The sequence below is a fragment of the Nonomuraea turcica genome, from assembly GCF_030718205.1.
Classification (GTDB): Bacteria; Actinomycetota; Actinomycetes; order Streptosporangiales; family Streptosporangiaceae; genus Nonomuraea.
Genome location: NZ_JAUZQF010000005.1, coordinates 78512 through 103638, shown reverse-complemented (window position 1 = coordinate 103638; position 25127 = coordinate 78512). Strand labels below are relative to the sequence as shown.

General features: G+C 68.6%; 26 protein-coding genes. 23 read left to right on the top strand and 3 right to left on the bottom strand.

Annotation, left to right across the window (positions count from 1 at the left end):
* Positions 1-3 precede the first annotated feature (3 nt).
* Positions 4-1215, top strand: a complete 1212-nt coding sequence (locus Q9G87_RS14945) for a cytochrome P450 (protein ID WP_305916932.1) — start codon at positions 4-6, stop codon at positions 1213-1215.
* Here Q9G87_RS14945 and Q9G87_RS14940 read toward each other — a convergent pair.
* Positions 1191-1970: a FadR/GntR family transcriptional regulator gene (locus Q9G87_RS14940; RefSeq protein ID WP_305916931.1), complete on the bottom strand. Its 780-nt coding sequence runs from the start codon at positions 1968-1970 to the stop codon at positions 1191-1193. The genes Q9G87_RS14945 and Q9G87_RS14940 overlap by 25 nt on opposite strands.
* A 138-nt stretch (positions 1971-2108) precedes the next feature.
* Here Q9G87_RS14940 and Q9G87_RS14935 point away from each other — a divergent pair, with 138 nt between their 5' ends.
* The 8 genes from Q9G87_RS14935 to Q9G87_RS14900 all read left to right on the top strand — a co-directional run bounded on the left by Q9G87_RS14935 (position 2109) and on the right by Q9G87_RS14900 (position 8986).
* Complete coding sequence (locus Q9G87_RS14935; protein ID WP_305916930.1) at positions 2109-3398, top strand: ABC transporter substrate-binding protein; 1290 nt, start codon at positions 2109-2111, stop codon at positions 3396-3398.
* Between the two features lie 7 nt (positions 3399-3405).
* The gene (locus Q9G87_RS14930; protein ID WP_305916929.1) at positions 3406-4350 is read left to right on the top strand and encodes a carbohydrate ABC transporter permease; all 945 of its coding nucleotides are present in this window, start codon (positions 3406-3408) and stop codon (positions 4348-4350) included.
* Positions 4347-5162 (top strand): carbohydrate ABC transporter permease, encoded by an 816-nt coding sequence (locus tag Q9G87_RS14925; RefSeq protein WP_305916928.1) that lies wholly within the window; start codon positions 4347-4349, stop codon positions 5160-5162. The genes Q9G87_RS14930 and Q9G87_RS14925 overlap by 4 nt, the downstream gene beginning before the upstream one ends.
* Before the next feature lie 5 nt (positions 5163-5167).
* Positions 5168-6316, top strand: coding sequence for a galactonate dehydratase (gene dgoD, locus Q9G87_RS14920; RefSeq protein ID WP_305916927.1), 1149 nt, complete (start codon positions 5168-5170; stop codon positions 6314-6316).
* Between the two features lie 54 nt (positions 6317-6370).
* Positions 6371-7600 (top strand): D-mannonate dehydratase ManD, encoded by a 1230-nt coding sequence (manD, locus tag Q9G87_RS14915; RefSeq protein WP_305916926.1) that lies wholly within the window; start codon positions 6371-6373, stop codon positions 7598-7600.
* Positions 7590-8132 carry a gluconokinase gene (locus Q9G87_RS14910; protein ID WP_305916925.1) on the top strand — a complete coding sequence of 181 codons (543 nt, stop codon included), beginning with the start codon at positions 7590-7592 and terminating at the stop codon, positions 8130-8132. The genes manD and Q9G87_RS14910 overlap by 11 nt, the downstream gene beginning before the upstream one ends.
* 70 nt (positions 8133-8202) lie before the next feature.
* Positions 8203-8817: a hypothetical protein gene (locus Q9G87_RS14905; protein WP_305916924.1), complete on the top strand. Its 615-nt coding sequence runs from the start codon at positions 8203-8205 to the stop codon at positions 8815-8817.
* A 40-nt stretch (positions 8818-8857) separates the two neighbouring features.
* The gene (locus Q9G87_RS14900; RefSeq protein ID WP_305916923.1) at positions 8858-8986 is read left to right on the top strand and encodes a hypothetical protein; all 129 of its coding nucleotides are present in this window, start codon (positions 8858-8860) and stop codon (positions 8984-8986) included.
* A gap of 137 nt (positions 8987-9123) precedes the next feature.
* On the opposite strand, the gene Q9G87_RS14895 is transcribed toward Q9G87_RS14900, so the two are convergent.
* A complete protein-coding gene (locus Q9G87_RS14895; protein WP_305916922.1) occupies positions 9124-9390 on the bottom strand; it encodes a dsRBD fold-containing protein in 267 nt (88 codons plus the stop codon).
* Between the two features lie 572 nt (positions 9391-9962).
* On the opposite strand from Q9G87_RS14895, the gene Q9G87_RS14890 reads away from it, so the two are divergent.
* Positions 9963-10214 (top strand): 14-3-3 family protein, encoded by a 252-nt coding sequence (locus Q9G87_RS14890; RefSeq protein ID WP_305916921.1) that lies wholly within the window; start codon positions 9963-9965, stop codon positions 10212-10214.
* A 412-nt stretch (positions 10215-10626) separates the two neighbouring features.
* Positions 10627-11553, top strand: a complete 927-nt coding sequence (locus Q9G87_RS14885; RefSeq protein WP_305916920.1) for a D-ribose ABC transporter substrate-binding protein — start codon at positions 10627-10629, stop codon at positions 11551-11553.
* 115 nt (positions 11554-11668) lie between these two features.
* Here Q9G87_RS14885 and Q9G87_RS14880 read toward each other — a convergent pair whose 3' ends face one another.
* Complete coding sequence (locus Q9G87_RS14880; protein WP_305916919.1) at positions 11669-12628, bottom strand: AraC family transcriptional regulator; 960 nt, start codon at positions 12626-12628, stop codon at positions 11669-11671.
* Positions 12629-12709: 81 nt separating this feature from the next.
* Between Q9G87_RS14880 and Q9G87_RS14875 the strand changes: the two genes are divergently transcribed.
* The 12 genes from Q9G87_RS14875 (at position 12710) to Q9G87_RS14820 (ending at position 24987) form a co-directional block, all read left to right on the top strand.
* A complete protein-coding gene (locus Q9G87_RS14875; RefSeq protein WP_305916918.1) occupies positions 12710-13420 on the top strand; it encodes an SDR family NAD(P)-dependent oxidoreductase in 711 nt (236 codons plus the stop codon).
* A 267-nt stretch (positions 13421-13687) separates the two neighbouring features.
* Positions 13688-14113 carry a hypothetical protein gene (locus Q9G87_RS14870; RefSeq protein WP_305916917.1) on the top strand — a complete coding sequence of 142 codons (426 nt, stop codon included), beginning with the start codon at positions 13688-13690 and terminating at the stop codon, positions 14111-14113.
* Between the two features lie 205 nt (positions 14114-14318).
* Positions 14319-15143, top strand: coding sequence for an ABC transporter ATP-binding protein (locus Q9G87_RS14865; RefSeq protein ID WP_371825775.1), 825 nt, complete (start codon positions 14319-14321; stop codon positions 15141-15143).
* A 16-nt stretch (positions 15144-15159) separates the two neighbouring features.
* Positions 15160-16038 carry an ABC transporter permease gene (locus Q9G87_RS14860; protein WP_305916916.1) on the top strand — a complete coding sequence of 293 codons (879 nt, stop codon included), beginning with the start codon at positions 15160-15162 and terminating at the stop codon, positions 16036-16038.
* 128 nt (positions 16039-16166) lie between these two features.
* Complete coding sequence (locus Q9G87_RS14855) at positions 16167-17294, top strand: ABC transporter substrate-binding protein (RefSeq protein ID WP_305916915.1); 1128 nt, start codon at positions 16167-16169, stop codon at positions 17292-17294.
* Entirely contained in the window at positions 17279-18385 is a 1107-nt protein-coding gene (locus Q9G87_RS14850; protein WP_305916914.1) for an LLM class flavin-dependent oxidoreductase, read from the top strand. The genes Q9G87_RS14855 and Q9G87_RS14850 overlap by 16 nt, the downstream gene beginning before the upstream one ends.
* The gene (locus Q9G87_RS14845; protein WP_305916913.1) at positions 18385-19068 is read left to right on the top strand and encodes a cysteine hydrolase family protein; all 684 of its coding nucleotides are present in this window, start codon (positions 18385-18387) and stop codon (positions 19066-19068) included. The genes Q9G87_RS14850 and Q9G87_RS14845 overlap by 1 nt, the downstream gene beginning before the upstream one ends.
* Positions 19065-20399: an NtaA/DmoA family FMN-dependent monooxygenase gene (locus Q9G87_RS14840; RefSeq protein ID WP_305916912.1), complete on the top strand. Its 1335-nt coding sequence runs from the start codon at positions 19065-19067 to the stop codon at positions 20397-20399. Before Q9G87_RS14845 ends, Q9G87_RS14840 begins: the two co-directional genes overlap by 4 nt.
* Positions 20396-22294 (top strand): MDR family MFS transporter, encoded by a 1899-nt coding sequence (locus Q9G87_RS14835; RefSeq protein ID WP_305916911.1) that lies wholly within the window; start codon positions 20396-20398, stop codon positions 22292-22294. Before Q9G87_RS14840 ends, Q9G87_RS14835 begins: the two co-directional genes overlap by 4 nt.
* On the top strand, positions 22287-22796 hold the full coding sequence (locus tag Q9G87_RS14830; protein WP_305916910.1) for an NADPH-dependent FMN reductase: 510 nt from the start codon (positions 22287-22289) through the stop codon (positions 22794-22796). Before Q9G87_RS14835 ends, Q9G87_RS14830 begins: the two co-directional genes overlap by 8 nt.
* Entirely contained in the window at positions 22793-23293 is a 501-nt protein-coding gene (locus Q9G87_RS14825; RefSeq protein WP_305916909.1) for a flavin reductase family protein, read from the top strand. The genes Q9G87_RS14830 and Q9G87_RS14825 overlap by 4 nt, the downstream gene beginning before the upstream one ends.
* Before the next feature lie 509 nt (positions 23294-23802).
* Entirely contained in the window at positions 23803-24987 is a 1185-nt protein-coding gene (locus Q9G87_RS14820; RefSeq protein ID WP_305916908.1) for an FAD-dependent monooxygenase, read from the top strand.
* Positions 24988-25127: the final 140 nt, after the last annotated feature.

The window sequence follows — 25127 nt, the reverse complement described above, 5'->3', positions numbered from 1 at the left end:
ACCATGACCTCGCACAGCGTCTTCGAGCGGATCCTGGACCCGTCCGGCCGCGCGGACCCGTACCCGCTCTTCGGCGAGCTTCGCGACACCCCGGTGGCGCGGCAGGAGGACGGCACGTATGTCGTCAGCACGTACCGCGCGATCGTGGCGCTGCTGCACGACCCGCGTGTCAGCTCCGACCGCCGCAATCTCCGCTCCGCGGCCGAGGCGCCGGACCTGGCACTGTCGTTCATCGGGCTCGACCCGCCCGAGCACGACCGGCTGCGCCGCCTGACCATGCGCCACTTCGGACCGCCGCACTCACCCGGCACCGTCGACGCGCTGCGCCCGGCGATGCTGGCCATCACCAGCGACCTGATCGACGCTCTCGCGGGCAAGCGCCGGGCGGACCTCGTGGACGAGGTCGCCTACCCGCTGCCGGTCGCGGTGATCTGCCGGCTGCTCGGCGTACCGGTGGAGGACGAGCCACGGTTCCACGCCTGGGCCGACCAGATCATCGAGACGCTCGGCCCAGGCGAGGAGGACCGAGCCGAGCGAGAGCGGGAACGCCAGGCCGTGGCGCACGAGCTGAAAGGCTACCTCGCCGGACTCGCCGAGGACCGCCGGCGGCAGCCAGGGGAGGACCTGCTGTCGGGGTTCGTCACCTACCGCGGTCCCGAGGGCGGCATGACGCCGCAGGAGGTCGTCGCGACCGCGGTGCTGCTGCTGATCGCCGGCCACGAGACCACCATCAACCTCATCGCCAACGGCATGCTCACCTTGCTGCGCCACCCGGACCAGCTGGAACGCCTGCGCGCCGAGCCCGGCCTCATCGTCCCCGCCGTCGAGGAGCTGCTGCGCTACGAGCCGCCCGTGCAACTGGTGTCCTCACGGGTGGCCCTCGACGACATCCCCATCGACGGCACCACCATCCCGGCCGGATCGCCCATCGTCCTGGCGCTGGCCGCGGGCAGCCGCGACCCCGCCTACACGGCCGATCCCGACCGCTTCGACCTCTGCCGCGCCCGCAACGAGCATCTGGGCTTCGGCGGCGGCGTCCACTACTGCTTCGGCGCACCGCTGGCCCGGCTCGAGACCCAGATCGTGCTCGCCGAGCTCGTCCGCCGGCTGCGCAATCCCCGACTCGCCGCCGACCCGCCTCCCTACCGGCCGAGCCCCGTCCTGCGCGGGCCACGCCACCTGCTGATCGACTACGACGGCGTCGAACCCGCGTGACCGCCTGGCTCGGCGGTCTGCTCCCACATCGACTTCATCTCGGCGAAACCCTGCTCCATGATCCCCACCATGGCCTGCCGGGCCCGCTCGCCGTCGCGCCGCTGGATCGCCTGGGCCACATCGGTGTGCAGCTGCAAGGCCTGCTCGTCCGGGTTGTGCGGCATCAGGTGGTAGTGGTGCCGGCCGGCGAGCACCTCGGCGACGATCTGGTGCAGTTTGGCGAACATCTCGTTGCCGGAGGCGAGCAGCACCCGCCGGTGGAAGTCGATGTCCAGGGTGAGGAAGCGCGCCTCGTCGCCGGCCTTGCCGGCGGCCCACATCTTGGCCGCGAGCCCGACCAGCTCGCTCGCCTCGTCGTCGTCGATCCGCTCGGCGGCCAGCCAGGCGGCGTACGGCTCGATCGCGGTCCGTAGCTCGGTGATCGAGCGCATCTGCGCCATCCGCCCTGCCGAGGCGAGCCGCCAGCGGATCACCTGCGGGTGGAAGACGCTCCACACCTCCGCGGGCTGGATCATGATCCCCACCCGGCGCCGGGTCTCGACGAGCCCCATGGATGCGAGCACCCGCAGCACCTCGCGGATCACCGAGCGGGAGACCTGATAGCGGTCGACCAGGTCGTCGATGCTCAGGACGGAACCTGCGGCCACGTCGCCGCTGCAGATGGCGGTGCCGAGGTGGTCGAGGACGCGTGCGTGCAGCCCAGCCTCGACGGGGGCCTGCTGCAAGGGTGCGACCCCGGGGGCGGACTGATTCACGCCACAGAGCATATCAGTGGAGACTCCACCCTTGAATAAGTCAGCTTTATTGTCCTAGCATCACCGCATTAAGCAGATGTTACGACAATGTGGCGCTCATCCGGGGGGGCGGCGGCCATGACAGAAGGGAGACCTGACGTGCGACGTCGATCGATATTCGGTACGTCTCTGGCCGTGGTTACCGCCATGAGCCTGTCCGCCTGTGGCGGTGGCGGTGACGGCGGCGGCGCGTCCACGACGGTCCGGGTCACCCTGGCCAACCACGTGTGGACGGAGAACGTCAAGCAGGCCCTGCCCGAGTTCGAGAAGCAGACCGGACTCAAGGTCGAGATCACCCAGCTCGGCGAGGACCAGCTCTCCGACCAGTACAACGTCAAGCTGAACGCCGGCTCGTCCGACATCGACGTGATGATGTACCGCCCCCTGCAGGAGGGCAGGCTCTTCGCCAAGAACACGTACTTGGACGACCTGTCGGATCAGGTGAAGGCCAATGCGGGCTGGGACTTCAGTGACTTCCAGGCCGGCCCGGTGGAGGCCACCACGTACGAGGGCAAGCCGGTCGGTGTCCCGATCATCACCGAGCAGGAGGTCCTCTACTACCGCAAGGACCTGCTCGCCAAGGCCGGTCTGAGTGCCCCGCCGAAGACGCTCGACGAGCTGAAGGCCGCCGCCGCCAAGATCAAGGCGGCCGAGCCGGACATCGCCGGCTTCGTCGCCCGCACCGGCAAGTCGCCGGCCGTCACCCAGTTCTCCAGCTTCCTCTACAGCTTCGGCGGCGACTTCGTCGACGGCAGCGGCAAGGCCGCGGTCAACAGCGACGCGGCCAAGCAGGCGTTCGCCTACTACGGCGGGCTGATCAAGGACTCCGGCCCGGCGAACGTCAGCACCGACATGGGCTGGCCCGAGGCGATGGCCATCTTCACCCAGGGCAAGGCCGCCTTCTACACCGAGGCGAACTCCCTCTACAAGAACGCCACCGACCCGGCCAAGTCCAAGGTCTCCGACCAGGTCGGCTTCGCGCCGTTCCCGGCCGGCCCGTCCGGTTCGAAGCCGTACAACATTCCGTCGTGGGCGCTGGGCATCAACTCCAGCTCGGAGAACCAGGCCAACGCCTGGAAGTTCATCGAGTGGGCCACCAGCAAGGAGCAGACGCTCGCCCAGCAGAAGTCCGGCGTGCCGGGCGCCCGCAGCTCGGTCTGGGCCAATCCGGAGAGCACCTCGACCTTCCCGAAGGACCTGGTGGAGGCGATCGCGGCCAGCACCAAGGCCGGGGTGGGTCATGACCGGCCGCTGGTCGTGAAGGTCGCCGAGGCCCGCGAGATCGTCGGCCAGCCGATCGTCGACGCGATCACCGGCAAGGACGCCGCCGCGGCGGCCGACACGGCCAACGCCGCCTTCCAGAAGTTCCTGGACGACGAGGCCAAGTAGGCACCTCATGGCAACGATCACCACCACCAAGGCGCCGCACAGCGCCCCCACCGCCCCCGGGACGCCCGGCTGGGTGCGCTGGGTCAACGACCACCGCAAATGGCTCTTCGCCGCGCCCGCGATGACCTTCGTCGCCGTGCTGCTGGTGTTCCCCCTGGCCTGGACCGGCTACCTCAGCCTGACCGACGCCGAGGGATCCGTCCGCGCGGAGAGCGAGTTCGTGGGCGTCGAGAACTACCTCGACGTCCTGTCCGACACCGAACGGTTCTGGCCCGCCGTCGGACGGACCGTCACCTTCACCGGTGTCGCGCTGCTGTTCGAGGTGGTCCTCGGGATGGCGATCGCCCTGCTGCTCTGGCGGCCGTTCAAAGGGCAGAAGTGGGTCCGGGTGGCCATCCTGATGCCGCTCGTCGCCACCCCGGTCGCGGTCGGCATGATGTGGCGGCTCATCTTCGACCCGAACATCGGCCTGGCCAACCAGGCCCTCGGCTGGGTCGGCATCGGGCCGCAGCCGTGGCTCGCCGGCCAGCACACGGCCCTGCCCACTACGATCTTCATCGACGTGTGGCAGTGGACGCCGATGGTGGCGCTGATCCTGCTCGCCGGGCTCACCTCGCTGTCGGACGAGCCGCAGGAGGCGGCGCGGATCGACGGCGCCAGCACCTGGCAGCGTTTCCGGCACGTCACCCTGCCGCTGCTGATGCCCACGCTGACCGTGGCGATCCTGCTGCGCGGCATCGACGCGCTGAAGACCTTCGACATCCTCTACGCCACCAAGGGCCGCGGTGGCGGTTCGTTCCACGAGGTCGAGACGCTGAACGTGTACGCCTACGGCCTCAGCTTCGACTACAACGACTACGGCGTCTCCTCCACCGTTCTCATCCTCTTCTTCCTGATCATCATCGGGGCGATGTGGGCCCTGACCGCCCGGCGCAAGGAGGCGCAGCGATGAAGCCCCGACCCACGTACCGGGTGTTCCGGGTGGTGGCGCTCACCGTCGTGGTGCTCACCCTGCTCGCGCCGCTGCTCTGGATGATCGCCGCGTCGTTCAAGACCAACGTCGACATCTACGACCCGGGCAAGGCGCTGGCCTTCTCGCCCACCGTGGACAACTACGTCAAAGTGCTCCAGCAGGCCAACTACGTCCAGTTCATCGGCAACAGCCTCTGGGTGGCGTTCGCCGCCACCGTGGCGTCGCTGGTCCTCGGCCTGCCGGCCGCGTACTCGATGAGCCGGTTCACCATGAAGAAGTCCGCCCTGGTGGTCCTGATGGCCCGGGTCATCCCCGGCGTCTCGCTCCTGGTGCCCTGGTATTACGTCTTCTCCAACCTGAAGATGGTCGGGGGCTTCGGGGTGCTGATCATCAGCCACATGTTCGTCTCGCTGCCGCTGGTGGTCTACATCATGATGGGCTACTTCGACAGCCTGCCCGAGGAGTTGGAGGAGGCGGGGCTGGTCGACGGGCTGACCCACATCGGCGCGTTCCGCCGCATCATGCTGCCGCTGTCCGTGCCGGGCATCGCCACCTCCGGGATCCTGTCCTTCATCTTCTCCTGGAACAACTTCATGTTCGCGCTCGTGCTCTCCGACGCCGACACCAAGACCTTGCCCGTGGCGATCTTCGACTTCGTCGGTTACGCCAGCATCGACTGGGGCGGCCTGATGGCCGCGGCCACCGTGGTCACCGTACCGATCATGGTGATCGCCCTGTTCGTGCAGAAGTACGTGGTCTCCGGCCTCACCGCCGGCGCGACGAAGGGCTGAGCGGCATGACGACCATCGCGCGCATCGAGACCTTCCTGGTCGCCCCCCGCTGGCTCTTCGTCCGGGTGGAGACCGACTCCGGGATCGCCGGCTGGGGCGAGGCCACCTGCGAGGGGCGCTCCGAGACCGTCCGCGCCGCCATCGACCAGCTCGCGGAGCTGCTGATCGGCCGGGACGCGCTGCGGATCGAGGACCACTGGCAGGTGCTGACCAAGGGCTCGTTCTACCGGGGCGGCCCGATCCTGGCCAGTGCCGTGGCGGGGCTCGACCAGGCCCTGTGGGACATCGTCGGCAAGCACTTCGGCGCCCCGGTGCACCAGCTGCTCGGCGGTCCGGTCCGGGACCGGATCCGGGTGTACGGCTGGGTCGGCGGCGACGAGCCCGGCGAGGTCCGCGACCACGTCGCCGCCCAGGTCGAGGCCGGGCTCACCGCGGTGAAGATGAACGCCTCCGGCAGGATGAGCCCGCTCGCCTCGGTCGCCGAGCTGAACGGCGTGGTCGCCCGGGTGGCCGCCGCCCGCGAGGTGCTCGGCGAGGACCGCGACGTCGCCGTCGACTTCCACGGACGGTTCACCCTGGCCAACGCCCGCCGGGTGGCGCCGCTGCTGGAGCCGTACCGGCCGCTGTTCCTGGAGGAGCCGGTCGTCCCGGAGAACTCGCACCTCATCGGCGAGTTCGTGCGCTCGACCACCATCCCGGTCTCGACGGGGGAGCGGCTCTACAGCCGGCAGGAGTTCCTGCCCGTCCTCCAAGCCGGCATCGCGGTCGCCCAGCCGGACCTCTCGCACGCCGGCGGCATCACCGAGGTACGCAAGATCGCCACGCTCGCCGAGGTGTACGACGTGCAGCTCGCCCCGCACTGCCCGCTCGGCCCGATCGCCCTCGCGGCCTGCCTGCAGGTCGGCTTCGCCACGCCGAACTACCTGATCCAGGAGCAAAGCATCGGCATCCACTACAACCGCGGCGCCGAGGTGCTCGACTACTGCCTCGACAAGAGCCCGTTGACGTTCGTGGACGGACACGTCGAGCGGCTCACCGCCCCCGGCCTGGGCATCGAGGTCGACGAGCAGGCGGTCCGCGCCGCCGGCCAACGAGGACACGCCTGGCGCAGCCCCATCTGGCGGCACCGGGACGGCTCCTACGCTGAATGGTGACCATGACCCTCGAGCTGACCCTTCGCCCGCTCCACCTGTGAGAAAGGCACCTGCGTGAAGATCATCGCAGCGGACGTCGTCGTCACCAGTCCCGATCGCAACTTCGTCACCCTCAAGATCACGACGGACGAGGGGATCACCGGGCTGGGGGACGGCACCCTCAACGGGAGGGAGCTGGCGGTCGCTTCGTACTTGGCCGACCACGTTGTTCCCCTGCTGATCGGGCGTGACCCGCATCGCATCGAGGACACCTGGCAGTTTCTCTACCGCTCGGCGTACTGGCGGCGAGGGCCGGTCACCATGGCGGCCATCGCGGCCGTGGACGTGGCGCTGTGGGACATCAAGGCCAAGGCCGCCGGGATGCCGCTCTACCAGCTGCTCGGCGGAGCCTCCAGGAACGGGATCATGGCGTACGGGCACGCCTCGGGCCGGGACCTGCCCGAGCTGTTCGACTCGATCCGCCGGCACCTGGAGATGGGCTACCGCTCGATCCGGGTGCAGACCTCCGTGCCGGGCATCGACGCCGTCTACGGCGTGGCCGCCCAGCCCAGCGTCGACGGCAAACGGTACGACTACGAGCCGGCCCAGCGCACCGCGCTGCCCGCGGAAGAGGACTGGGACACCCGCGCCTACCTGCGCCACCTGCCCGGCGTCTTCGAGGCGGTGCGCAACGAGTTCGGCCCCGAGCTGCCGCTGCTGCACGACGGGCACCATCGGATGACCCCCATCCAGGCCGCCAAGCTGGGCAAGGCCCTCGAGCCGTACGACCTGTTCTGGCTGGAGGACTGCACGCCGGCCGAGAACCAGGAGGCACTGCGCCTGGTCCGGCAGCACACCACCACCCCGCTGGCCATCGGCGAGATCTTCAACACCGTGTGGGACTACCAGACGCTGATCCGCGAACAGCTCATCGACTATGTCCGGTCCGCCGTCACCCACACCGGCGGGATCACGGCCATGCGGAAGCTGCTCGACTACGCCGCCCAGTACCAGATCAAGTCCGGCATCCACGGCCCGACCGACATCTCACCGGTCGGCATGGCCGCCGCCCTGCACCTGGACCTGGCGATCCACAACTTCGGCATCCAGGAGTACATGCAGCACGGCCCGGCGACCAACGAGGTGTTCCGTCAGTCGTTCACCTTCGCCGACGGCTACCTGCACCCCGGTGAGCTGCCGGGGCTCGGCGTGGAGCTCGACGAGGAGGCCGCGGCGCGCTTCCCGTACCAGCCGGCGTATCTGCCGTTCAACCGGCTCAAGGACGGCACCGTCCATGACTGGTGAGCACCGGCCCACCCGGCACATCGTGGTCATGGGCGTGTCGGGCGCGGGCAAGACCACCGTGGCGCTGGGGATCAGCGAGCTGACCGGGCTGCGGTTCGCCGAGGCGGACGAGTTCCACCCAGAGGAGAACGTGGCGCGGATGCGCGCCGGCATCCCGCTGGACGACGCCGACCGCTGGCCGTGGCTGCGTGACCTGGCCGCCTGGATGGCCGCCCGGCACGCCGAGGGCGTCTCCACGGTGCTGGCCTGCTCGGCGCTCAAGCGCGCCTATCGCGACGTGCTCCGGCAGGGCCCGCCGGAGGTGGAGTTCGTCCACCTGGACGGCTCCGCCGAGCTGATCCGGGACCGGATGACCCGCCGCACCGGCCACTACATGTCGGCCGGCCTGCTCGACTCCCAGCGGGCGATCCTCGAGCACCTCGGCCCGGAGGAGTCCGGGATCGTGGTGGAGGTGGCGCTGTCGCCGGCCGAGCTGGTGGCGGCGATCGTCACCCGGCTCGGCCTGCCGGCCGCACCGGTCAGGTCTGAGTGAGCCGGCCGCGCGCCCACTGCCGCAGACGATGACAAGCCACCTCCAAGCCGATGCCGCCATCGTGGAGGCCATGAGGAAACGCCGTCGTGCGGGCACGAGCAGACTCCGTCGCTACGGCCCGAGCCACACCCGCCCGCACGGCGAGGACACCGGCCACCGTCCTCCCCTTGCCCCCGCCTCCCGTGGCCGGGCCCCTGGACGGATCGGCAAGGCGCTGATCGTGCTGATGTGGGCGGGCGCCTTCGTGGTGCCCATCCCGCTGTCCGTGCCGTCCATCCGGCTGGCGGCGGGTGCCGTCGGCACGCCCGGCACGCTCACCGTGGACGCGTGCGTCAGCCTCGGCCGGGGACGTTACGACTGCCAGGGCACGTTCGTGCCCGGCGACGGCGGCCCCGCGATCCCGGTCTCCGCCCCGCCCGACCTGGAGGCGGGCGACACGGTGACGGCCCAGCTCACCCCTGAAGGCGACCGGGCGGCCGTGGCGGGGCCGCGCGGCGTGCTGACCGCGCTGATCCTGCCCTTCCTGTGCGTCGGCGCGCTCGGCTTTCTGCCGTACGTCGTCCTGTACTGGAGCTCTCGCGCCACCCGCCGCCACCTGCGTGCGGCCGCGATCGGCGGCGGCGTCCTGACCACCGCAGGCCTCGCCGGCGTCACCACCGGGCTGATCGCGATCTACTCGGTGTGATCCGCGCCCGTCCGACCGACAGGCGAACACGCACGAGGTCATGATGGTGTCCGCACGCGAACGCCTCCCACCGGGCGCGGGCGTCACGGCCATCGTCGCGTTCAACGACCGTACGGCGTTGGGGCTGCTCGAGGCGCCTACGCGGATCTGGCGCTCGCTCCAGCCCTGAGCCCGTCAGTGTGCGGTGTAGGCGCCGCCTTCCACACTCAGCCGCTGGAAATGGACCTGCTGCAGGAAAACTCTCCGGGCACGGGACGGCCGCTGACCGGGACCGGTGCTAGGGGCCCCCGCAGGATCAGGCGGCCTTCACCAAGACCAGGTGGGCACGTGCGTGTCGACGAATCGTTCGATGTCGTGCCGGCTGATGACGGCGAGCTTCTGAGCCAGGTCGTTCAGTGCGCGGGAGACGGCGAGTTCGTCGCCGATCTCCGCCATGGGCGGGTCGGCTGGGTGGCGCCGGGCCTGGCCGATTCCGGCCAGGTGGGCGCCGCCGCCGGTGAGGGTCGCCCGCGCCGTGGTTTCCGCGCCTTCCTCGGTGATGTCGATCTCGACGGACCATCGCTTGGATTCCATGAGGTCCTCCTGCGGCTGAGCGGAGTGCAGGCTTGCGGCGATCATCCAGGCAGGCGAGGCCGAGCATGGCCTGGACGAAGACTCCGCCTCTGGGGCCGGGGCTGAGGCCGCCCCAGCAGGAGCAACTTCCCGAGCAGGGTGAAAGTGAACCTGGCCTGGGCGAGGGGTGTCGGCGGGTGCCGGAAAAACAGGAGTTACCCGTGGTGGTGACGTTCTGTCCGGCGCCCGGACGGCTCGCTCACCGTCGCCGCGCTCGAAAAGGACGGGCACGACGTCGTGCGCATCAGCTGTTCCCACGGCGTGGACCTGTCGACCGGTGACGGTCTCGACGACGCCCTCACCGGCGCCACCACGTGCTGCTGTCGATCGTGGGCTTCATCGTGTCGAGGGCAACCCTCACTACGCGGGCAAGCGCGAGCAGGAGCGCCTCGTGGCCGCAGGGCCTGTGCCGTGGACGATCGTCCCCGCCACGCAGTTCCACGACTTCGCCGCGATGGTGGTGGGTTGGACCGAGCGGGAAGGAGTGGCCACCGTCCCGCCGCTGCTCGTGCAGCCGATCGCCCCCCGCGGACGTGGCCGAGGTCCTCGCCGAGATCGCGACCGGCGAGCCGAAGGGGCGCTGCGTGGACGTCGCCGGGCCCGAGCCGCAGGACCTCGTGGACATGGCCCGGCGCACGAACGAGGCCCGCGGCCGAAAGGTGAAGCTCGTGCCCACATGGTCGGGGCCGCTGGGCGCGGGGATGGCCGGCAACGTGCAGCTGCCCGGCGAGAACGCCCGCATCGCGCCGACCACATTCGACGAGTGGCTCGCGGGCCGGCGATAGCGCCAGGACCCATCGCGCCGGTCCCGCCGCCCCGCACACCCCGGATGCCGGACAACTAGGTTGCCGCACTGCTGGAGCGCCTGCGCGGCACCACTTCTGACCACGGGGGGAGTCTCCGAAGGCCGTCGCGGAAGGGACCCGTGTGCGGTGTCCGAAACGTGAATTTCATCACATACACTGTGTCCAGCAGTTTCGCGGTGGTGACTGGATCGGGCCCGCCAGCGACCTGCCCGGTGGGAAGGACCCGGCGCTCGGCACGTTCGTCAGCGCGCCATCCTGACCGCCCTGCTCAACAGGCCTGAACCTGCTGCCGATCTCAGTGTTTCGGCAACGGGCCGTGCACGGTGGTGACCGCTCGCGGTCTTCCTTGACACCCGACGGCGCAGGCCACGAACCGGTAGGAAGAAAGGTCATGCGGGTTTTCGCGATTCTCATATTCGGCGGCGCGTTCGGTCTGGCCGCCTGTGGCTCGCCGGTCGCAGACAACGTGTCGGGGGATCTCGCGATCGGTATGTCGGTGTCAACGCTGAGCAATCCCTATTTCGTTCAGTTCCGTGACGGAGCGGAGGCCGCGGCGCAGCGTTCGGGGGTCAAGTTGATGGTCACCGACGCCCACAACGACAGCTCCCGGCAGGCTGGCCAGGTCCGAAACTTCACCAAACAACGCGTCAAGGCGATCATCCTCAACCCGGTGGATTCCGACGCGGTCGCCCCCGCGGTCAAGGCGGCCGGTCAGGCCGGCATCCCGGTGATCGCGGCCGACCGCAGCGTCAACGGCTCCGAGGCGGCGCAAACCGTGACCTCCGACAATGTGGCCGGAGGCAAGCTGGGTGCGCAGGAGCTGGCCAGGCAGCTCGGCGGAAAAGGCAACGTGGTGGTCCTCCAAGGTACGGCCGGTACCTCAGCCTCCCGTGACCGCGACCGGGGTTTCACCGTCGGCATCGCGGCGTACCCGAAAATCAAGGTTATCGCCAGGCAGCCGGCCGACTTCAACAGGGCCAAGGGCCAGGACGTCATGACGAACCTGATTCAGCGTCACCCCGAGATTACAGGGGTGTTCGCGAGCAACGACGAGATGGCGCTGGGCGCGATCCAGGCGCTGGGGAACAGAGCAGGGCGACAGGTCAAGGTAGTAGGCTTCGATGGCACGCCGGACGGGATCAAGGCGGTGCAGGCCGGCACGATCGCCGCCACGGTCGCCCAGCAGCCGAGGCTGATCGGCTCGCGAGCGGTTAACGACGCAATCAAGGTTGCACGGGGGCAGGCCATCGCGAAGTCGGTGGCGGTTCCCATCAAGCTGGCGACCAAGGACAACGCGCATGAGTTCTGGACTTTCTAAGGTGCACGGCCGTCAATAGAGCACCCTCGGTGCGCAGCCGGCATCGTTCCGCCCGGGCTGGGCCTGGTTGAGCTTAGATGGCGGCGGGAGCGGAGGGAGTCGGCTCGGTGGGTGGTCAAGCCGTCACGGTGTGCCGTACCCCCTGCTGGCAGGAGCCTCGCCAAGCCGACGGTGTGTGGCCGCTGGCGCGTTTGAAGGCGACGCTGAACGCGAACGGGTCACTGTAACCGACCTGGTGGGCCACGGTGGCCACGGTCTGCTGGGTGTCGCGGAGCAGGTCGGCGGCGATGGTCATGCGCCAGTCGGTGAGGTAGCCCAGCGGTGGCTGCCCGACCAGGGCGGTGAAGCGCTGGGCGAAGGCGGCGCGGGACAGGCCGACCTTGGTGGCCAGGGAGGCGACCGTCCACCGGTGGGCGGGGTTGTCATGCAGCAGGCGTAGCGCCTCGCCGATCGACGGGTCGGTCAGCGCCTGGTACCAGGCAGGCGGCGACGCCTCCGGCCCGGTGCACCAGGCCCGCAACGCGATCACGAGGAGCAGGTCCAGGAGCCGGGCGAGGACGGCGTCTTGGCCCGGCTCGTCGCGGGCGGTTTCGGTGGCGAGGAGGTCGAGGGCTGCCTGGGTACGGGGGCCTGAGGGGACGACCGCCAGGGGCGGGATGAGGGCCAGCAGCCTGGAGGCCGAAGAGCCATGCAGGTCGTAGACGCCGCGGAGCATGACGGTGGCGCCGGCAAGGCCGTCGCCGTAGGTGCGGGGAGAAAGCGTGGGGTGGAGGTCGGCGGGGGCGCCGGTGGGGAGGTACTTGCGGCCGTCGCGGATCAAGAACTGAGGCGCGGTGCCGGGCTCGTCGGTGATCGTGTAGCCGCCGGGAGCCGTGATGAGGGCGATGTCACCCGCGGCGAGGCGGAGGGGGGTGGTGTCGCCGAGCCGGATCCAGGCGTGGCCGCCGAGGGTGGCGGCCACGGTGAGCGGCGGGGAGTCGGCAAAGGTCATGCCCCACGGTGGCCGCTGAATCAGCTGTCTGACCAGGGCGTTCTGGGCGCGGGCCCGGTGCAGGAGGTCCGTCAGCACGTCCATCTCTCAATCCTAGACGATCGCAAAGGTAACCAAGCTAATCACCCATGGATCGTCCAGACGATGTGCGGTTGGCTCGGTGCCATGACGAAATCCATCGCAGTGTTCGGAACCGGCCCGGGTGTCGGTCAGGCCATCGCCCGGCGATACGGGAAGGAGGGGTACGAGATTGTCCTGGTCGCTCGGCGCCAGGGGCCGTTGGACGCATTGGCCCGGGAACTGGCCGCCGAGGGAATCACCGCCCACGCGGTCACCGGCGATCTGGACCAGGCTGACGCCGTCGCGGCGCTGGCTGAGCGGATCCGCGAGCGGGTCGGTGACCCCGCGGCCTTGTACTACGGCCCGGCGCCTGCCGGCCTGGCGTTCGTGCCCGCCGCCGCGCTCACCCCGGAGTTGGTGCAAGACCGCTTGCCGATCACGTTGTACACGCTCATGGCGCTGGTCAGGGAGTTCCTGCCTGCCATGGTCGAGCGGGGTGATGGTGCCATCCTCACCGCTCAGGGGGCCGCTGCCGTGGAGGGTCGGCCGTACATGAGTGGATGGCCGCCGGTCCTGGCCGCGCAGCGCAACTACCTGCAGTCGCTCGCAGGCGAGGTCGCCGACCGGGGCGTCTACGTCGGGAGGCTCTACATCGGCGCCCGCATCCTGGGCACCCCGTTCGAGGCCGACTACCAGCGGCGCCTGGCCGAGGGCGAGCCCGTGTCCGACCTGCCCGCGGCCGACCCGGCCGAGCTGGCCGACATTCTCTGGGACATGCACTCCGCGCGAGAGCGGCAGGAAGCCTTCATCGGGTAGCCAGGCGCAGGCGATGCAGGCCCCGATCCCGGCGAACTCCGCATGATGCGTTGTCACCCTGCTCGGCCGCCGATCTGGCATGGGCACGGTCGAGTTGACGGCGACCTGCGCGCCGGCCGACCGTCAAGAGTTGCCGCCCGGGCGACCCGGCCCGTGCACGGCATCATTGGGCCACATCAGAGGCATAGTCGTGGGTCCCGGAACCGCCGGGGAGATGGGGAGCGGTCTTCGTCACACGGCTCTGCGAGGCCTGGTTACACTTCCGGGGTGACCCTGGCCGAAGAAGAAGATCCCCAGGTCTGGCACCGGATTCGTCCCGATTCGACGGAACGGCGGATGCTGGAGGGCCTCAGCACGAGGTTTGACGTCCGGCTTCGTCCGCGGACGCTCGTCCTGCCGGACGGGAGCCGGGTGGAGGTCGAGGGAGTCGACGCGGATAACCGGTTCCTGGTACAGCTCGTCGCCAACCAGGGGACGTACAAGTCGCATCATCGCAACAAGGTCATGGCGGACATGTTCAAGCTCGTGTGGCTCAGCCGCTCGATCCTGCCTGGCGGTCGAGCCATCCTGTGCGTGAGCGAAGCAGTGTCCCAGGCATTTTCGGGCTGGGTCGCCACCGCCGCTCGGGACGTGGGCGTCGAGGTGCTTCTGTTCCGGGATGACGAGGACATTGTGCCGCTGGTCGAGCGATGACCCCCACGGGAAGTCGTAACACCCTGGCAACAGAAGTGTCGAAGCCACGCAATGTGGCCTCCCTAGCGTCTTAGCTACTCGGATTTCCGCGGTGCAGATACGAACTCGCGCCGCACGCTCTCCGGCGTTCGAAGTGGTGTGAGTGTGGGGAGAGCGTCATGGTTCGTGGTATGCCCTTTTGTCGTCCCGAGCGCCTGGTCGTCGCATGAGCGCGGCGGCGATCGAGGTGCGCGGCGCCCGCCGGGTCTACGGTTTCGGAGCTTCGGCGATGGTGGCGCTCGACGACGTGGGCCTGTCCATCGAGCCCGGCCGGTTCGTCAGTGTCATCGGCCCCAGTGGCTGTGGGAAATCCACGCTCCTCCGCTTGGTCGCCGGGCTGGAGCCGGCCGACCGGGGTGAGGTCAGCATCTACGGGGTCAGCCCGGAAGCAGCCTGCGCGGCGAAGATGGTGGGGCTCGTGCCGCAGACGCCGGCCCTTCTGCCATGGCTCTCGGTGTTGAAGAACGTCACGCTGCCCCAGAAGGTCAACCGGGCCGCGGGCCGGAGACGGTCGGCTATCGGCCAGGCCGCGCATCGCGACACTCCAACGTGTCCCGACATGACAGAGCTTCTTCGCAAGGCGGGTCTCGCCGAAGCCGCGCACAAGCTGCCGGGCCAGCTCTCGGGTGGGATGCAGCAGCGGACCGCGATTGTCCGGGCTTTCGGTCTGCAGCCCGACGTTCTCCTGATGGACGAGCCCTTCTCGGCGCTCGACGAGTTCACCCGCGAGAGCCTGCAGGAGCAGCTGCTCGATCTTTGGGATGAGCTGAAGACGACCGTCGTGTTCGTGACCCACTCGGTCAGCGAAGCGGTCCGGCTCTCCGACATGATCGTCGTCATGGCGCCGAAACCCGGCCGCATCACCGACGTCGTCACCGTCGATCTGCCCAGGCCACGAGGGCGTGACCTGCTCAAGACGCCAGAGTTCCACCGATTCGAGGATCTGATTCGAGAAAAGTTGCGTGGCGCCTGGCACACGCACGTCGCGTGACGGGAGGAGTACCGACATGACTTCCCTTGACGATGTCGTCGCCACCTTGCCGGAAGCCGAGCAGCCTGTCGCAGAGCCCGCTGCCGAACCGTCTCGCTACAGCCTGCGCCATCCGAGATCGCGGATCGGTTTCGTGCGTCCGAAGATCTGGCTCCCGCTCACTGTGATGGTGTGCGTGCTCGGCGTCTTGTGGGAGTGGGGCGCCCGCTCGATGCCGTATCTCCTGCCGGAACTTTCCTCGGTCGGAGAAGCGCTGGCCGAGGAGCCGGACTACTACCTCCACAACGCCTGGGTCACCCTTCAGGAGGCGCTTCTGGGGCTTACCCTGGGATTCGTCACGGCGTTCGTCCTGGCGATCGTGATCAGCGAGTTTGCGTGGGCGCGGCGGGCGATCATGCCGGTCGCGGTCGTCCTCAACGTGACACCTCTGGTCGCCATCGCGCCGGTTCTCGTGGTGGCCTTCGGTTTCGGGCCCGAGCCCAAACTGATCGTCACCGGCCTGATCTGCTTCTTTCCGATCCTCATCAACACCTCCGTCGGGCTGCGGGCGGTGCCGCTCTCGGTCGTGCAGGTCTACCGCACGCTCAACGCGTCGCGGCTGGAAATGTTGTGGCGTGTCCGGGTGCCGAGCTCGCTGCCGTACCTGTTCGCCGCGCTGCGCATCGTCTTCCCCCTGTCCATCGTGGGTGCCGTGGTCGCCGAGTTTTCCGCCCCCGGCGCGGCGGAAGGGCTCGGCACTGCGATCAGTGTGGCCTCGACCATGAATCGGCTTCCCGTCGTGTACGCGTCGATCGCGGTCCTGGCCCTGATGGGTTCGGCGCTGCTCCTCGTCGTCACGATCGCCGAACGCAGGGCCCTGCACTGGCACGAGAGCACCCAGGGCGCGGCCGGCTGACGTCCCCGGCCGCGACCGAGCGGCCTCGTCGACGTCTGCTTCACCTCTTCCCGGCGCAACGGAGCCGGGCGAAACCTCACCCTTTACCCGTCATGCGCTGCGCGCTTGGCACATGCGAGGAGTCATTCATGGAGAAACGCTTGCTGCGTGTCCTTGTGGCCGCCGCCTCTGTCGTTGTCGCCGCTTCCGGGCTCACCGGGTGCTCCGATGACACGAGCAGCGCCGACGGCGCGCCGGTCGGAGCCACCAGCAGCGCCCAGGGCACGTCGGGCGGAACCGCCATTTCCGCAGCACGCTGCGCCCAGAACAAGGCAGCCGGCAAGATCACCTATTTGACTGGCTACTTCTACCAGGCTTCGGCGTCCATTCTGGAGTACCTCGCCGCGGACAAGCTGGGCTATTTCGACGCCCTGTGCCTCGACGTCGACATCAAGCCCGGAACCGGCAACACCAGTCAGAACGCCAAGCTCCTGGCCAGCGGGCAGGTCACCATCAGCCCGGTCAGCGAGCAGGACGTGATCCAGGCCCGCGACAACGGGATCAGCATCCTCGGCATCTCCGCTTATTCGAATGCCGGCCTCGAGGTGCTGATGACGATGCCGACCATCACCGATCTCAAGCAGCTCAACGGCACCACCCTGGGACAGAAGGGCAGCCTGTCGGTCGGGGTCAGTGCCATGCTGACCCAGGCGGGCGCGGACGTGCCCTCCATCAAGCAGGTCGTCGTCGGCTACGACCCGTCCGTTCTGCCTCGTGGCCAGGTCCAATCCCTGACGGGGTTCATCTCCAACGAGCCCAACCTGCTCGCGGCCGCCGGCAAGCAGGTGAAGGTGTGGCGGCCCTACGACTACCACGTTCCCGGCTCGCTCGGCGGTATGGCGGCCAACCCGGCCTTCGCCGCCGAGCACCGGACCGCCGTCGAGGATTTCCTGCGGGCCGGCCTGCACGCCTACGACTACTGCTCCACCAGGGGTGAGGAATGCGTCGGGTACGCCGCCGACCTGTCCGACGGAGGATACGACAAGGCGCAGAACCTGAAGATCTGGCAGACCGAGGTCGCGCTGGTGCAGCAGACCAAATCGCCGGATGCCCCACTCGGCCTCATCGACATGGACAACGTCACCGCACTGGCCGAGTTGCTGGCCAAGCATTCCATGCTGAAGAAGACGAGCCCCGCCGACGCCAAGTCCTTCTTCGACTCCTCGTACCTTACGGCCCTCTACCAGTCGGGTCAGCTGGCGTGGCCGGCTCCCTGACGTCAACACGCATATCGGAAGGCGGCATCGTGTCCCCGAAAGAATATGGAATCTTCCTCCCCATCGGCAGCGGAGGTTGGATGCTCTCCACCACCGCGCCGCATCCCGAAGCCACTTACGCGTACAACAAACGTGCGGCGCTGCATGCCGAAGCCATCGGTCTGGATTTCATCATGTCCATGGCGAAGTGGCGCGGCTTCGGCGGCACCACCGACCATTGGGGCGAAAGCCTGGAGTCGATGACGATGATGTCGGCCCTGGCCGAGGCGACTGAGCGCGTGAAGATCTGGGCGACCATGCACGCGAACATCCATCACCCCGCGATCGCGGCCAAGATGTTCACCACGCTGCAGCAAATTTCCCAGGGCCGTGCCGGGATGAACATCGTCAACGGGGCGTACGCGGCGGAGTTCGAGCAGTTCGGTCTCTGGGACGCCGACCTGTCCCACGCCGAGCGTTACCGGATGACCACTGAGTGGACGCAGGCGGTGACGCGGTTGTGGTCGGAGCACGCGGTCACCATGAAGAGCGACTTCTTCACGTTGAACGACTGCGAATCCCGCCCTCATCCCGAAACCCGGCCGACGCTTATCAGCGCCGGTCGTTCGGCGGGCGCGAGGGAGTTTCAGGCCGCCTACGCGGACGGGGCCTTCCTTGGAGCCGACAGCCTCGAGGAAATGCGGGACCTTTCCCGGGACGTCCATGAAAAGGCCGCGAAGCTGGGCCGTACGGTCAAGACGTACTCGATGCTCACCGTGGTCCAGGACGAGACGGACGCCGCCGCCGAGGAAAAGGTTCGCCGGTGGGGCGAGGGCGTGGACCGCGAAGCGCTGGCCGCCATGCGTGCCTCCTGGGGCATAGCGGAGCACCAGGCGCGTGCCTGGGCGAAGGGAGCCACCGGTGAGGCGGCCTTCCAGACCCCGTACGTGAGCGGATCCACCGAAACCATCATCGAGCACATCGCGACGGTCGTGCGGGAAGGTGAGTTGGACGGGCTGATGCTGATCTTCCCGGAGTACGACGAGGACATGCTGCTCTTCGGCGAGACCGTGCTTCCCGCCCTGCGGGCGATGGACGAGGCATCCGCCTGATGGAAAGCCTCCGCCCCCAGCACCTGTCCTTTCTGTCCTCACCCGGCCACCGACCGGCGCTGCTCGTCGTCGACGTGCAGCGCTCCTTCGGCGATCCCGCGTTCCTGACCCCCTACGGCCTGGACGAGCACGCTTCCGCACTCGTCGAGGCCGCCATCACCGAAACCTCGCGACTGGTCGAAGCCGCCCGCGAGGCTGGGGTGCCTGTGGTGTGGATCGAACTGGCGAGCGACCCGGAGAACCCGTGGCGGTCCAGCGCATGGTTCCGCGGTGGTGACCTCGATGCGCCACCCGGTCCCGACGAACCCTGCGTCATCGGCACGCGCGGCGCCGAGTGGTACCGGGTCGCGCCGGCCGAAGGGGAGCCGCGCGTGGCCAAGCGCCACTACAGCGGTTTCATCGGCACCGACCTCGAGACCCGTCTGCGGGCCGAGGGAATCGACTGGGTCGCGGTCGCCGGCCTGACGACCGAATGCTGTGTCACCGCCACCGCCACGGACGCCTTCCAGCTCGGCTGGCCGGTCGTCGTTCCCGTCGACGCGGTGGCGGCCTATGACACGCGCCTCCACAACAACGCCCTCGAGCAACTCGCGCTCAACGTTGCCGTGCTGTCCACAGCGGCCGACCTCGCCGCCCTGTGGAAGGACCGGGAGGCGGCGAACGACCTGGAGATCCTCCGATGAGCGGCATTCACATCGCCTTCGACCTGTCCTTCACCCACACCGAGGGCCGCTGGGCGTCCGCGGGTTCATGGGTGGGGCGCGACTTCCCCGACGTACGCATGTTCATGGAACTGGCGCAAACCGCCGAGCGTGCCGGCGTCGACATGCTGTTCTTCGGGGACGGCAGTGGCATCCCGGACACCTGGCGCGGCTCGATCGAGCCGGCCGTGGAATGGGGAATCCAGTGGCCGAGACACGACATGGCCCCGGTCATCGCGGCCATGTCCACGGTCACCTCGTCGATCGGCTTCGGCCTCACCTACTCCTCGACGTTCATGCACCCCTTCTACGTGGCGCGCCTGCTGAACTCGCTCGACCACGTGACGGGTGGCCGCATGGCGTTCAATGTGGTCACCTCCACCCGCAGCGCCGATGCGGCCAACTATGGCTACGACGAGCTTCTCGAGCATGACGTGCGCTACGCACGCATGGAGGAGTTCGTCGACGTCTGCCAGGCGTTGTGGGATTCGGTCGCGCCGGGCGCCATCGTCCGCGACCGGGACTCCGGCCGGTTTGCCGATCCCGCGAAGGTCTCACCGATCCATCACCGTGGCCAGTTCTTCACCGTCAAGGGACCGCTGCCCGCCGTACCAAGCCCGCAGATCCGCCCGGTGCTGGTGCAGGCGGGAAACTCGCCCCGCGGTATCGCGGCATCGGCCCGGTTCGCCGACGTGGTCTTCGGTTTCGGCGCGAACCTCAGTGGCCAGCTCCGGCACCGGCGGATGCTCGACGAGGCGCTGGTCGCCGAAGGGCGCAAGCCGGAAAGCGTCGGCATTCTCTGGGCGACACAGGTGATCGTCGGGCGAACGGAGGACGAGGCCCGCACCCGGCGCGCGGAAGTGCTGGACTTCTGGGACGAGGAGGCGGTCGGCGCGTACCTCTCCCACAACATGGGATATGACCTGTCCACGCTTCCGGCGAAATTCCTGCTCGGTGACCTCCGCGACCAGCTCCACGCCGCGCAGGCCAGCCAGGCGGGGCTCGTGTCCCGGCTGGTGGGGGAGTACGGGGACGGCTACCGCATGGGCCGGGCAGAGTTCTTCGAGCACGGCTGGAAGAGCGCCACCGGTATCGACCACACGATCACCGGAAGCCCGGGCGCCGTCGCCGACGCGCTGCAGGAGAACTTCGCCGCGACCGGCTCCCGCGGCGGTTACATGCTGTCCAGCCCGCTGGGCATGCCTGCGGGGCTCAACGACGTCGCCGAGCTGCTCGTCCCGGAGCTCCGTCGCCGTGGCGCACTCGCCCCCCGGTACGCCGGCCGCACGCTCCGCGAGAACCTCGCCCCATGACCCGGTCCGCCCGCTCGGGACCCACCGAGCCCACCATCCGGCAGGCGGTGCCGGCCCAGGCTCCGATGCGCCGCCACTGGCCGGCCCTCGCCGCCCTCTGCGCCGGATTCTTCCTGCTGCTCGTGGACAGCACGATCATCTCGGTGGCGCTGCCGGCGCTCATGAAGGATCTCGGGGCCGGTGAGCAGGCCGGGATCTGGGTCAACAGCGCCTACCTCTTCGCCTATGCCATCCCGCTCCTGGTCGCAGGCCGGCTCGGCGACCGGTTCGGGGCGCGCGGCATCTACCTTCTCGGGCTGGGGCTCTTCACAGCCGCCTCGCTGTTGTGCGCGCTTTCCCCGACCGCCGGGATCCTCATCCTGTGGCGCGTCCTGCAAGGGCTGGGAGCAGCGCTCATGACGCCGCAGAGCATGACGATCATACGAAGGATCTTCACCCCTCCGGCACTCGCGACGGCGCTGGGAATCTGGGCGTCGGTCGGGGGAACCGCCGCGGTCAGCGGGCCGCTCCTGGGCGGCGTCCTGGTGGGGACGTGGGGCTGGCAGTCGATATTCCTGGTCAACGTGCCCATCGGGATCGCGGCCTGGATTGCGGCCTGGCGCTGGGTTCCGCGTTCCACCCGCCTGCCCGTCTCGATACCGCTCGCATCCGTGCTGATCAGCGGCGCCGGGGCCTTCGCCATCGTCGCGGGAATCCACGAGGGTGCGGCCTCGCCGGGCGGCGTCGTGCTGGGGCTCATGCCGGCGTGGCTCCTTCTGTGCGTCGGCGCGGTGTTCGTCGGTGGCGTGGTGTACGCCCAGCGTGGCAGGCCGGATATCGCGTTGCTGCCGGTCGTGCTCTTCCGCGACCGCCGATTCGTGATGGCCGCGGCCGGCAGCGCCGCGGCGTCCTTCACCGTCGGCGCGGCCATGATCCCCGTCATGATCTACCTCCAGGAAGACCGGGGACTCGATCCCATCGAGGCGGCCCTCACACTCGTCCCGATGGGCGTCGTCGCGGCGCTCGCCGCACCGTTCGCCGGCCGCTCGGTGAACGCGCGGGGAAGCCGTTTCACCGCGATCGTCGGCTCGGTCTCCCTGACCGTTTCGATGGCGGCCTCCGCCGTGCTCGTGCTGGCGGAATCGAACCAATGGACTCTCTCCGGGGCTTTCGTGCTCTACGGTTTCGCCAACTCCTTCATCTGGGCACCGCTCTCGGTCGCCGCGCTGACGGGGATACCGGACAGGCTCATGGGTGCTGCCGCGGGTGCCTACAACGCGGTGAAACAGGCAGGTGGGGTCCTCGGAAGTGCCGCGACCGCCGCGCTGCTCGCCGCCGCCTCCGAAGGTACGGCCCTTGCGGTGCTCGCCGTGTCCACGGCGCTGTGCGTCATGGCGGCCGCGATGCTCGGTCCTGCGGTGGGCTCATCAGAGCCCGGCCATCCGGGGAGAAAGGGCCATGATGTGCTGGAATCGAACTCCGGCAGCTTCCTTGGCTACGCCACCGGCCCCGTCGTCCACGGCGAGGGGAGGGGGAAGAAGCTGGGCTTCCCCACGGCGAACATCGACGTCGACCCGGCCACCAGACTTCCAGGGGACGGGGTATACGCGGGACGGTTGACGATCCTCCAGCCTGCCGACCCGGATGACGCCAGGCCTTCGCCCGAGTCGCTTGCGGCGCTCGTCTCGATCGGGCCGAACGCCACGTTCAACGCCACGACGCGGACGATCGAGGCGTACATCCTCGACTTCGATGAGGACATCTACGGGTGCCGGGCCGAAATCTCGGTCGAATGGTTCATCCGTCCCCAGATCACATTCGAGACCGTCGACGACCTCATCGCCCAGATGAACCAGGACGAGGTGCGTGGGCGGGAGTACTTCCAGTGCAAGAGAGACGAGGTGACCGATGAGTGACGACCGGATCGTGGCCCTGATCGGCAATCCGAAGCCGGCTTCCCGTACGAGGGACGCGGCGGAGAGGCTGGCACGGGGGCTGGGCGAGGAGATAAGTGTCATCGAACTCTCGCAGTTCGGTGCGGCCCTGCTGGACTGGACGAACGCCGAGGTGCAGGCGGCGGTCGACACGGTGGCCAAGGCCGACCTGCTCATCGTGGCCTCTCCCACGTTCAAGGCGACGTACACGGGCCTGCTCAAGCTCTTCCTCGAGCGGTTCCCCGGTCAGAACGGGCTGGCCGGCGTCGTCGGGGTTCCTGTGATGCTCGGTGCGGCGCCCATGCATGCGATGGCACCGGAGACGCACCTCAAACCGCTCCTCGTCGAGCTGGGTGCGAGCTGCCCGGCTCCGTCCCTCTATCTGATCGACAGCACCTACGGGACCGACGGTTCCCTGGAATCCTGGTTGAAGTCGTGGCGAGCGGTCGTCCTTCGCGGCGTCGGCGGGAGGGAGCGGTCATGATCAGACCCTACGTTGGCGATGTCCAGGCTCTCCGCAAGGTGTTCTCGGGATTCCCCTCCGGCGTCGCGGCGCTCGCAGCAGTCGTCGACGGCGACCCGGCCGTTCTCGTGGTCTCGTCGTTCAGCGTGGGAGTGTCCCAGGATCCCCCACTTGTGCTCTGTGCGGTCCAGCGATCTTCGACGACCTGGCCTCTGCTCGCGAAGGCCACGGCCATTGGCGTGTCCGTGCTCGGCGAGGGCCATACGGAGAAGGCCCGCCAGCTCGCGTCCCGGGAGAAGGACACCCGGCTCGACGGAATCGACACCCTGGTCTCCTGTTCCGGGTCGGTCTTCCTGCACGGCGCGGCGATCTGGCTGGAATGCTCGATCGAAGCCGCGCACGACGCCGGCGATCACGAGATCATCGTCCTGCGCGTGCTGGGATTCCGGGACGATTTCCCACACCGGCCCCTGGTCTGGCATCGCTCGGCGTTCATGACGCTGACGTCCAGCGCCTGAACGGTCAGGCCTCAGTGGTCATGAGCGACGACAAGCCCGAGTTCGGTACCGCCGTGCTGATCAACTACAGCGTCGGTACCTTCGGGCCGCGCGCTTGCGGCGGGCGGGGCCGGCAGCATGGCATGCACATGCTGCGGCACTTCTTCGCCTCCACACTGCAAATGAGCGGAGTTGCGTCGGACGCATCATTCTGCAAGATCTGCGAATGCTCGCTACCTGCACGGCAGTGTACGACCGCCGGGGGCGAACCCACCGCCCTCGATCTGACCTGGCATGACAGTGTTCATGGTGTCGCATCGGTTGGCAGGGTCTTTCGTGCTCTCACGGCCCACAGACGGCCCACGGCGGCACAGGGTAGAGGCGGTCGTGTGGTCGCCCGGGGCGGCGCCCGCGGGCGATGACGTCAGTCTCGGAAAGTCCGAGTCAGGCATTGCCGACATCGCCGCTACCACACCTACCTGCTACTTTATGTAATGGAGTGATTGCAATACGTGTCGTAGGGGGCTGGTGTGAAGGTTGACTGCGTCGGCGGCGGCCCCGCCAGCCTGTATTTCGCGGTCCTGATGAAACGAGCGGACCCGTCCCACGACATCACCGTCTACGAGCGATACCCGGAAGGCTCCACGTACGGCTGGGGAGTGACCTACTGGGACGATCTCTACAACAATCTCCACTCCGCCGACCCCGAGTCCGCCCGTGCCATCGGCGACGACTCGGTCCGCTGGGACACCTGGGTGGCGCGCGTGCACGGCTACCGCCCGCCGTGCCTGGTGGAGAGCATGGACGTGGGCTTCGGGATCAGCCGGAGTCGGCTGCTCGCCATCCTCGCCGACCGCGCCCGCTCCCTCGGCGTCCGCATCGAGTACGAACGGGAGGTCACCAGCGAGGAGGAACTGACCGGCGCCGACCTGATGGTCGCCGGCGACGGCATCAACAGCGCGCTGCGCCAGCGCCACGCCGGCCACTTCGGCACGGAGGTCACGGCCGGCCGCAACGTCTACCTCTGGCTCGGCACCACCAAGGTGTTCGACTCCTTCACCTTCGCCTTCGTCGAAACCCCGCACGGCTGGATCTGGTGTTACGGCTACCGATACAGCAATGAGCGCAGCACCTGCATCATCGAGTGTTCACCTGAGACCTGGGCGGGGCTCGGGTTCGACCAGGCGAACGAGGCCGACAGCCTGGCCCTCCTGGAAAAGCTCTTCGCCGACATCCTGGACGGCCACCCGCTGATCGGCCAGGACAACGCCGGCGAGAGTGCCCGCTGGCTGAACTTCCGCACGCTGACCAACGAGAGGTGGCACCACGGCAACCTCGTCCTGATCGGGGACGCCGCGCACACCACGCACTACTCCGTCGGCGCGGGCACCGCACTCGCGTTCGGCGACGCCGCCTTCCTCGTCTACGCGCTGCACGCCAAGCCGCAGCTCGAGCCCGCACTCGAGTTCTACGAGCGGGAGCGCCAAGCCGAGATCCGGCCCATGCAGAAAGCGGCCCGCAACAGCGCCCGCTGGTACGAGAGCCTCCCACGCTACGCCAACCTCCCATCGGAACAGCTGCTCGCCCTGCTCGCCCAGCGGCACTCGGCGCTGCTCCCGTACGTGCCGCCACGGCTGTACCACCGGTTCGACCAGGCGCTCAAGCACGCCGCGTGGCTCTGGTCGAAGATCGCATCCCGCCGAACGCCCGGATGAGCCGATCACGCGGACCTGGGCAGGGACTGGCGGCCGCGGTGGTACGACAGATAGGCGATGACGCCCTCCTGAGGCAGGCGCCGTGCCTCCCTGCACTGCGGCGCGTCGCACGTCGCGGTCACGTACGCCCCATCGCAGTC

Excerpts from the sequence above, each read along its gene's own strand:
- Q9G87_RS14840 (WP_305916912.1), top strand. The coding sequence starts at position 19,065 with ATGAGCGGCATTCACATCGCCTTCGACCTGTCCTTCACCCACACCGAG.
- dgoD (WP_305916927.1), top strand. The coding sequence starts at position 5,168 with ATGACGACCATCGCGCGCATCGAGACCTTCCTGGTCGCCCCCCGCTGG.
- Q9G87_RS14925 (WP_305916928.1), top strand. The coding sequence starts at position 4,347 with ATGAAGCCCCGACCCACGTACCGGGTGTTCCGGGTGGTGGCGCTCACC.
- Q9G87_RS14885 (WP_305916920.1), top strand. The coding sequence starts at position 10,627 with ATGCGGGTTTTCGCGATTCTCATATTCGGCGGCGCGTTCGGTCTGGCC.
- Q9G87_RS14835 (WP_305916911.1), top strand. The coding sequence starts at position 20,396 with ATGACCCGGTCCGCCCGCTCGGGACCCACCGAGCCCACCATCCGGCAG.
- Q9G87_RS14860 (WP_305916916.1), top strand. The coding sequence starts at position 15,160 with ATGACTTCCCTTGACGATGTCGTCGCCACCTTGCCGGAAGCCGAGCAG.
- Q9G87_RS14845 (WP_305916913.1), top strand. The coding sequence starts at position 18,385 with ATGGAAAGCCTCCGCCCCCAGCACCTGTCCTTTCTGTCCTCACCCGGC.
- Q9G87_RS14880 (WP_305916919.1), bottom strand. The coding sequence starts at position 12,628 with ATGGACGTGCTGACGGACCTCCTGCACCGGGCCCGCGCCCAGAACGCC.
- Q9G87_RS14895 (WP_305916922.1), bottom strand. The coding sequence starts at position 9,390 with ATGGAATCCAAGCGATGGTCCGTCGAGATCGACATCACCGAGGAAGGC.
- Q9G87_RS14930 (WP_305916929.1), top strand. The coding sequence starts at position 3,406 with ATGGCAACGATCACCACCACCAAGGCGCCGCACAGCGCCCCCACCGCC.
- Q9G87_RS14875 (WP_305916918.1), top strand. The coding sequence starts at position 12,710 with ATGACGAAATCCATCGCAGTGTTCGGAACCGGCCCGGGTGTCGGTCAG.
- Q9G87_RS14865 (WP_371825775.1), top strand. The coding sequence starts at position 14,319 with ATGAGCGCGGCGGCGATCGAGGTGCGCGGCGCCCGCCGGGTCTACGGT.
- Q9G87_RS14900 (WP_305916923.1), top strand. The coding sequence starts at position 8,858 with ATGATGGTGTCCGCACGCGAACGCCTCCCACCGGGCGCGGGCGTCACG.
- Q9G87_RS14905 (WP_305916924.1), top strand. The coding sequence starts at position 8,203 with ATGAGGAAACGCCGTCGTGCGGGCACGAGCAGACTCCGTCGCTACGGC.
- Q9G87_RS14830 (WP_305916910.1), top strand. The coding sequence starts at position 22,287 with ATGAGTGACGACCGGATCGTGGCCCTGATCGGCAATCCGAAGCCGGCT.
- Q9G87_RS14825 (WP_305916909.1), top strand. The coding sequence starts at position 22,793 with ATGATCAGACCCTACGTTGGCGATGTCCAGGCTCTCCGCAAGGTGTTC.
- Q9G87_RS14945 (WP_305916932.1), top strand. The coding sequence starts at position 4 with ATGACCTCGCACAGCGTCTTCGAGCGGATCCTGGACCCGTCCGGCCGC.
- Q9G87_RS14855 (WP_305916915.1), top strand. The coding sequence starts at position 16,167 with ATGGAGAAACGCTTGCTGCGTGTCCTTGTGGCCGCCGCCTCTGTCGTT.
- Q9G87_RS14910 (WP_305916925.1), top strand. The coding sequence starts at position 7,590 with ATGACTGGTGAGCACCGGCCCACCCGGCACATCGTGGTCATGGGCGTG.